General features: G+C 76.5%; 1 protein-coding gene and 1 pseudogene. One reads left to right on the top strand and one right to left on the bottom strand.

The window, feature by feature from the left end; translation table 11 throughout:
- Nucleotides 1-747: pseudogene (locus DZF91_RS23700) on the bottom strand (hypothetical protein); the annotation flags it as partial.
- Nucleotides 748-972: 225 nt separating this feature from the next.
- On the opposite strand from DZF91_RS23700, the gene DZF91_RS23695 reads away from it, so the two are divergent.
- A partial coding sequence (locus DZF91_RS23695; RefSeq protein ID WP_268915971.1) for an RNA polymerase sigma factor occupies nt 973-1,354 on the top strand: 382 nt, incomplete at its 3' end.

Genomic DNA, 1,354 nt, shown 5'->3' with positions numbered 1-1,354 from the left:
GTGCCGGCCGCCCCTGCGGGGAGCCGCCTCGTCCGGACCGCCGTCGCGCGGGGCCGGTTCCCGGCGAGCCCTGCGGGACTCGGAGTCGCGGGCGGGGGGCTCCTCGGCGGCGCTCGGGCGTGGGGACGCCTCGGAAGGCCCGCCGCTCCGGGGGGTCGTCGGATGGGTTCCGCTGGTCCGCGAGGGCCTGGACGACTCGTCGGTCGGCGCCGGGGTGGCCGGGTGCGAACCGCTGGTGTGCGGGGTGGTCGGGTGGGGGCCGCTCGTGCGCGGCGCGTCCTCGTCGTGGGCGGGCTCCTCCGGCTCCGCGGCGCGGACGGTCGGGAGCCTGTCCTCGACCGTCGGGGACGCCGAGCGGAAGGGCTCGCTCTCCGGACGCGCCGGCGCGGTGATCGTCCACTGCCCGGACGACTTGGACGCCTGCACCGGCTGCGGCCCCGACTCGCGCGGGCCCCGGTCCCGCTTCGGCGCGGGCTCCTCGGCCGGGACGTCGCCCTCGCCGTCGTTCTCGTCGGGTTCGGCCGGGACGTCCCCGGCCTCCGGCTCAGCTTCAGACCCGGGCGCGGAACCGGACTCCGGCTCGCCGTCGCCCTCGTCCTCGCGCTCGCCCTCGCCTTCCCGCTCGCCCTCACCGGAGGGGCGGCGCGCGGCCGGGGCGTCCTGCGGAGCGGGTACGGCGAACTCCGTCGTCTCCGGCCGGGCCGGACCCGTCTCGTCGCCCGGCCGGTTCTGGGCGTCGTCCGTCACGCCGCGTCCTCCTGCTCGCCCCTGAAGCGGAAGAGCGCGGAAACGGCCCGGACCCCCCGTGGTCCGGGTCCTCGCGCTCTCCCTGGGAAGATGCGCAGGTTATCCCGAAAGTTCACTTCGTTACCAAAGGGTGATCTTGAAATCGCGAACCCGGGGCGGGCCGGACGGCAAGACACCGTCGATGAGACGAGCCCCGCTATCCCCGGGAAGGCCGTGGTGTCCACGATGACCGCCCCGCCCGCCGTGACGGCGGACGACGCGGAGCTGATCCGCCGGTCGCACGACGATCCGGAGGCGTTCGCCGCGCTGTTCGACCGCTACTCCGGGATGCTGTACCGCTACGTGTCCCGCCGGCTCGGCCCCGAGACCGCCGAGGACCTGGTGGGGGACACCTTCCTCGCCGCGTTCGGCGGACGGCACCGGTACGACCTGACCCAGCCGGACGCCCGCCCGTGGCTGTTCGGCATCGCCACCAAGATCATGGCGCGGCACCACCGCCGCGAGGCCGCGCACTACCGGGCGCTGCGCCGCAGCCCCGTGGACGGCCCGGTGGACGGCCCCGCCGACCGGGTCGCCGCCGGCGTCGCGGCCTGGGAGTCGCGCACCG

The organism is Actinomadura logoneensis, from assembly GCF_003428695.1.
In the GTDB taxonomy this organism is placed as follows: domain Bacteria; phylum Actinomycetota; class Actinomycetes; order Streptosporangiales; family Streptosporangiaceae; genus Spirillospora; species Spirillospora logoneensis.
The sequence above is the reverse complement of the archived record's forward strand: the minus strand, read 5'-3'. Positions and strand labels throughout refer to the sequence as shown.